Source organism: Rhodococcus sp. BS-15, assembly GCF_000813105.1.
Lineage (GTDB): Bacteria > Actinomycetota > Actinomycetes > Mycobacteriales > Mycobacteriaceae > Rhodococcoides.
Genome location: NZ_BAOX01000278.1, coordinates 1 through 6,437 on the forward strand (window position 1 = coordinate 1; position 6,437 = coordinate 6,437).

At 64.3% G+C, this 6,437-nt stretch carries 5 protein-coding genes and 1 pseudogene; 4 read left to right on the forward strand and 2 right to left on the reverse strand.

The genetic code is table 11. The features are described from left to right. On the forward strand, positions 1–1,247 hold a 1,247-nt coding region (locus tag RHBS_RS22515), incomplete at its 5' end, for an ABC transporter substrate-binding protein (protein ID WP_145977571.1). Further along, a complete protein-coding gene (locus RHBS_RS22520; protein ID WP_121871366.1) occupies positions 1,247–2,326 on the forward strand; it encodes an ABC transporter ATP-binding protein in 1,080 nt (359 codons plus the stop codon). The genes RHBS_RS22515 and RHBS_RS22520, both read left to right, overlap by 1 nt. Here the strand turns inward: RHBS_RS22520 and RHBS_RS22525 are convergent. Then, positions 2,304–3,612 (reverse strand): annotated as a pseudogene (locus RHBS_RS22525) (cytochrome P450). The gene RHBS_RS22520 and the pseudogene RHBS_RS22525 sit on opposite strands and share 23 nt — an antisense overlap. 32 nt (positions 3,613–3,644) lie before the next feature. Continuing rightward, positions 3,645–5,603: a M13 family metallopeptidase gene (locus tag RHBS_RS22530; protein WP_121871364.1), complete on the reverse strand. Its 1,959-nt coding sequence runs from the start codon at positions 5,601–5,603 to the stop codon at positions 3,645–3,647. A gap of 54 nt (positions 5,604–5,657) precedes the next feature. On the opposite strand from RHBS_RS22530, the gene RHBS_RS22535 reads away from it, so the two are divergent. Then, positions 5,658–6,272 carry a TetR/AcrR family transcriptional regulator gene (locus RHBS_RS22535; protein WP_121872772.1) on the forward strand — a complete coding sequence of 205 codons (615 nt, stop codon included), beginning with the start codon at positions 5,658–5,660 and terminating at the stop codon, positions 6,270–6,272. Beyond that, on the forward strand, positions 6,269–6,437 hold a 169-nt coding region (locus RHBS_RS22540), incomplete at its 3' end, for an ATP-binding cassette domain-containing protein (RefSeq protein WP_128646464.1). The genes RHBS_RS22535 and RHBS_RS22540, both read left to right, overlap by 4 nt.

Sequence of the window (6,437 nt, forward strand, 5' to 3'; positions counted from 1 at the left end):
GCGGCCCCGGATCGGGCGGGTCGGGCGGCGAGGCCGTCGAAGGCGATGCGAACACCATCAATTTCTGGTCGAACCACCCGGGCAAGTCCCAGGAGTTCGAGCAGGAACTGATCTCACGCTTCCAGGCCGAGAACCCCGGCCTGACGGTCAACCTCATCGACGGTGGCAAGAACTACGAGGAGGTGTCGCAGAAGTTCAACGCTGCGCTCTCCGGCAACGATGTGCCCGACGTCGTCGTGCTCTCGGACGTCTGGTGGTTCAACTACGCGCTCACCGGTGCGATCGAGCCGCTGGACAAGCACTTCTCCGCAGCGGGCGTCGACCAGTCCGACTACGTGGATTCACTGCTGGCCGACTACAACTGGAACGGCAGCCACTGGGCATTGCCCTACGCGCGCTCGACGCCGCTGTTCTACTACAACAAGGCCGTCTGGCAGCAGGCCGGCCTGCCCGATCGCGGACCGGCCACCTGGCAGGAATTCGACGAATGGGGTCCGCGCATCCAGGCCGTCGTCGGAAACGGCAAGCTCGCTCACGGTTGGGGCAACGCCGTCGACTACCTCGGGTGGACGTTCGAGGGACCGATCTGGACGTTCGGCGGATCGTACTCCGATCAGTTCGAGCTCAAGTTCGACGACCCCAATACCATTGCGGCAGGCAAGTTCCTGCAGGACATGATTCACACGAAGAAGTACGCCGCGGTGTCCAACGACATCGCCAACGACTTCGCCGCGGGCATCCTCGCGTCCACCATCGCCTCCACCGGCGACCTGTCCACCATCAAGGCCGGTGCCGCGTTCGAGTTCGGTACTGCCTTCCTGCCGGCCACCGAAGGCACCCCCGGCTGCCCCACCGGTGGTGCGGGCCTGGCCATCCCAGCGAAGATCTCGGACGAGCGAAAGGTGAACGCGCTCAAATTCATCGACTTCGTCACCAACGGCGCCAACACCGCCTACTTCTCGCAGAACACCGGCTACATGCCGGTTCGCAAGTCTGCGCAGCAGGACCCGTCGGAGATCGCATTCCTCGAGGCGAACCCCAACGCGAAGACGGCCGTGGACCAACTGGCGCTGACCCGCTCGCAGGACTACGCCCGCGTGTTCGTTCCCGGCGGCGACAAGATTATCGGTACTGGACTCGAGCAGATCGCGCTGCAGAACGCCGATGTCGCAACGACATTCGCATCCGTCTCGGATCAGCTGCAGCAGATCATCGACCGCCAGATCACCCCGAAGCTGCCGCAGTAATGGCCGCCGTTCACTACGCCGGTGTCTCGCACCGGTACCCGGGTGCCGATTCGCTCGCCGTCGACAACCTCGAACTCGACATCGCGGACGGTGAATTCATCGTTCTCGTCGGACCTTCGGGCTGTGGGAAGTCGACGAGTCTGCGGATGCTCGCCGGTCTCGAGTCCGTCGAAAGCGGTCACATCGACATCGGCGGAGTGGACGTCACCTCGCTGGCTCCGCGGGCCAGGGACGTCGCGATGGTGTTCCAGAACTACGCGCTGTACCCCAACATGACCGTCGGCGACAACATGGGCTTCGCGCTGCGCAATGCCGGAATGAGCAAGTCCGACAGCGCAGCCCGAGTACTCGATGCGGCGAAGATGCTCGAGCTCGAGCCACTGCTGGGACGCAAGCCCGGCAAGCTCTCCGGCGGGCAGCGTCAGCGAGTGGCCATGGGGCGCGCCATCGTGCGTCAGCCCAAGGTGTTCTGCATGGACGAGCCATTGTCCAACCTCGACGCCAAGTTGCGGGTGTCGACCAGAGCCCAGATCGCCGGTCTGCAACGACGATTGGGCACCACGACGGTGTACGTCACGCATGATCAAGTCGAGGCAATGACCATGGGTGATCGCGTCGCGGTTCTGTTGGACGGCAAATTGCAGCAGATCGCCGCTCCGCGGGAGTTGTACGACAATCCCGTCAACACGTTCGTCGCCGGATTCATCGGGTCACCCGGCATGAATCTGGTCGACGCCCCCGTGCGCGACGGCGCGGCCGTACTCGGTGAGTTGCGCATCCCCGTCCCGTCCTCGGCGGGCGAGCGCGTCGTTGTCGGTATCCGCCCGGAGTCGTGGGATCTGGTGGGCGACAGTACCGGCCTGCAACTGACCGTCGAGCTGATCGAGGAACTGGGTGCGGAGTCGTTCGTCTACGCCTCCGCGCCCAGCACCGACGGTGGGTGGACGACTGCGTCCGGACGAATCTCGGTCCGTGTCGACCGCAAGTTGTCCATCGCATTGGCCGAAACCATTCGACTGGTTCCCAAGCTGGACGAGCTGTTCTTCTTCGACTCCGCTACCGGCCTGCGGTTGTCGTAGCAGGCTGGCCGAGATCCACCGGGAGAGTGGCCCACCCGTGTAGGACTCGGGTGTTGCGTCGGGTTCCCTCGCCTGCCGTCCGCAGGTGAGGGAACCGATCGAACAGGGTCTTGAGGCCCACTTCCGATTCGGCCTTGGCGAGTGCAGCACCGAGGCAGTAGTGACGCCCTCCCGAGAACGACAGGTGCTTACCGGCATTGGCGCGGGTCACGTCGAAGCGATTGGGGTCCTCGAACACCAGCGGATCCCGATTGGCACCGGCCAGTACCAGCACGACGAGCTTGCCCTCGTGTACCGTCACCCCCTCGACCTCCACGTCGCGCTTGGCCATGCGGGCCGTGAGCTGTACGGGAGACTCCATCCGCAGCATCTCGTCGACAGCGGTGGGCCAGTGCGACGGATCCTGTTGCAGCACAGCCAGTTGGTCGGGATGATCCAGCAGAAGTTGGATGCCGCTGCCGAGCAGATTGACCGTCGTCTCGAACCCTGCAGCCAACACCAGACCTGCAGTGGCCCTGAGCTCCTCGTCGTTGAGGCCGATGCCCTCGTCCTCCGCAGCGATCAGCTGGCTCATCAGATCGTCACCGGGGTTGCGGCGCAATCCGGCAATGTGTTGCGAGAGCCAGGCGTCGAAACCGATCAGCACGCTCGACCTGCTTGAACTGAGACCACGACAATCCGATGTCGAGACTGGGTGCGGCCATCTCGCCGAACTCGAGGACTCGTTGATTGTCCTCCTCGGGAACGCCGAGGATGCGCCCGATGACCGCGACCGGCAGCCGCGCGCAATAGCGATCGACGATGTCGACGACCGGAGAGCCGTCGGACAGCTCGTCGAGCAGAGCATCGGCAGTTTCCTGCACCTGATCGCGCATCTTCTTCACCGCGCGGGCGGTGAAGACCGAGGACACCAGCTTGCGGTACCTGGTGTGGTCGGGTGGCTCCACCGAGAGCAGTGACGGCGGCAGAATCGGGTGCAGTGCGCCGGATCTGGTGTGTTCCTCGATCCACCGCAACGGACCGGGGAGGGTTGCACCCAGCTGAGTGACGCGGAAGTCGTCCGATCGCAGCAGATCGAACGCCACCCGGTGGTGCACGGTGATGTTCGAGATCCGAGTCTTCACCAGCGGCGCGGTGGCGCGGAGCTTCTCGTAGACCGGCGTCGGATTGGCCCGCGTCGCCGGATCGGCTACCAGCATCGCCTGCGGATCACCCGCGGCCGCTGCTCGTTTGGCCCCGAACCTGATGACCCCGTGAGCGGCAAGCCAGCGTGCGTATTCCCTCATCCGAAATTCCCTCCCCATTGCCCTACTCGGAACTACCAGATCCTGACGCGCTTCCCCGGCTCCAAGTACAGCGCATCTCCGGGCTGTACGTCGAATGCTTCGTGAAAACTGTCGAGATTTCGCACGACGCCGTTGCAGCGGAACTCCGGCGGTGAGTGCGGATCGACGGCGAGTCGACGGATCGCCTCGGCGTCGCGGGCCTTGGTGCGCCACACCTGTGACCACCCGAAGAACACGCGTTGCAGTCCGCTCAGGCCGTCGAGCACCGGGGCTTCCTTGCCTTCGAGCGAGATCTCGTAGGCGGCGACGGCGATGGACAGACCACCCAGGTCGCCGATGTTCTCGCCGATGGTGAACTCCCCGTTGACCTTGTGGCCGGGCAGTGCTTTGGGCTCGAACTCGTTGTACTGCTCGATCAGTGCTGTGGTGCGCTTGCCGAATTCGGTGCGGTCGTTGTCGGTCCACCAGTCGACCATGTTCCCGTCACCGTCGTACTTGGCACCCTGATCGTCGAAACCATGACCGATCTCGTGGCCGATGACGGCTCCGATTCCGCCGTAGTTGGCGGCGTCGTCGGCCTCGGGGTCGAAGAACGGTGGCTGCAGAATGGCTGCAGGAAAGACGATCTCGTTCATGCCGGGGTTGTAGTACGCGTTGACGGTCTGCGGCGTCATGAACCACTCGTCACGGTCGACGGGTCCACCGAGCTTGTCGAGGTCGCGCTGATAATCCGCGGTGTAACCGCGGCGGTAGTTTCCGAGCAGGTCGTCGGCGACGATCTCGACGCCGGAGTAGTCGCGCCAACGATCGGGGTAGCCGATCTTGGGGGTGAACTTGCCCAGCTTGTCCAACGCCTTCTCGCGCGTCTCCGGGCTCATCCATTCGAGCTCGGAGATGTTGCGGCGGTAGGCCTCGGTGAGATTGTCGACCAGCACCTTCATCCGAGCCTTGGAGTCGGCCGGGAAGTGGCGTTCGACGTAGAGCTTGCCGACGGCCTCGCCGAGCACATCCTGAACCAGGGAGACGCCGCGCTTCCAGCGCTCGCGGTTCTCCTCCGTTCCGGTCAGCGTCGTTCCGTAGAACGCGAAGTTCTCGTCGACGATGGCGCTCGTCAAGAACGGTGCCCGTGAATGCACGACGCGCCAGGCCAGCCACGCCTTCCACGCTTCGATGTCCTCGGAATTCCACAGCGAGACGAAGGTGCTCAGGAACGGAGGCTGCCGAACCACGATCTCGGCGAACTGCTCGGTGGTTGCGCCGAGGCCGGAAATCCATGCGGCCCAGTTGAATCCGGAACCGTTCTGAACCAACGTATCGTAGTCGACGAGGTTGTAGCTCTTCTCGGCGTCACGCCTGGCGACGACGTCCCAGTGGCCTGCGGCGATCTTCTGCTCGAGGTCGAACACCGTCTGCGCGTCGTACTCGATGCCGCTGAGTGCGAACATCTTCGAGATGTGCTCGACGTAGCTCGAGCGGATCTCGGCGTACTCGTCCTGGCGGTAGTACGACTCGTCCGGCAGGCCGATTCCGGACTGGCTGAAGTGCACGAGGTAGCGATCGGACTGCTTGGCGTCGGTGTCGACGTAGTGGCCGATGGCGCCGCCGACGCCCGTGCGCTGCAGGGAGCCGAGAACGCCTGCGAGGGTGACGAGGTCGGTGGCGTCGGAGATGGCAGTGAGTTCGTCGGCGATCGGCGTGACGCCGAGTTGCTCTGCGCGATCGGCGTCCATGAAGCTCGAGAACAGGTCGCCGATCTTCTGCGCGTCGCTGCCCGCGGGCGGGTTCGCGTCGGCCGACTCTTCGATGATGGTCTGGACGTCGACCTCGGCACGGTCGTACAAGGTACGGAATGCGCCGTCGACGGCACGGTCGGCCGGGATGGCGTACTCCTCGAGCCATTTGCCGTTGACGTGCACGAACAGGTCGTCCTGCGCGCGTGTGTTCTCGTCCTGGTAGCTGAGATCGATGCCCGAGTTCACTACTGAAGTCATGCGTCCATCTTTACACTCTTGCGCTTGTTTGAACGGGTGTTTAATGTGCTGTACATGCGTACAGCATCGGAGGATCTCACCACCAGGGCTCGGATTCGCGACACCGCGATCGGCGTCTTCGGCTCGCAAGGCTTCACCGCAGGCGTGCGGTCCATCGCCACAGCGGCGGGCGTCTCTCCCGGGCTGCTCAATCACCACTTCGGGTCCAAGGACGGGCTGCGAAGGGCGTGCGACGAGCATGTCCTGCGAGTGATCCGAGAGTCGAAGGCGGCGTCGGCGGCACCCACCGGAATGATGGAGCAACTGGCTCGCATGGACGAGTACGCGCCGCTCGTCGCCTACATCGTGCGGAGCTTCTCCGCGGGCGGCACGTTGGCGCGAGAGTTGTTCGAGCACATGGTCGACGACGCCGTCCGCTATATCGACGACGGGGTCCGCGAGGGTCGTTTCACCCCCAGCCGAGACCCCGCGGCACGCGCCCGATTTCTGACGCGACAGAACGTCGGTGGACTGCTGTTGTACGTGCAGATGGCCGGCCCCGACGTCGACTTCCGCGAGGCCCTGAGCGCGCTCGGCGACGAGATCACCCTTCCTGCGCTCGAGCTCTACACCGACGGGTTGTTCACCGACTCCCAGGCTTTGGACACCTATCTGGAGGCCACGTCATGACCGAAGCAATCTCCGTGGACGGGCTGGTGAAGACGTTCGGGTCGGTCCGCGCGCTCGACGGACTGGACCTGCACGTGCCGACCGGTGAGGTGCACGGCTTCCTCGGCCCCAACGGGGCCGGTAAATCCACGACCATCCGTGTACTGCTCGGGCTCGTCCGCGCGA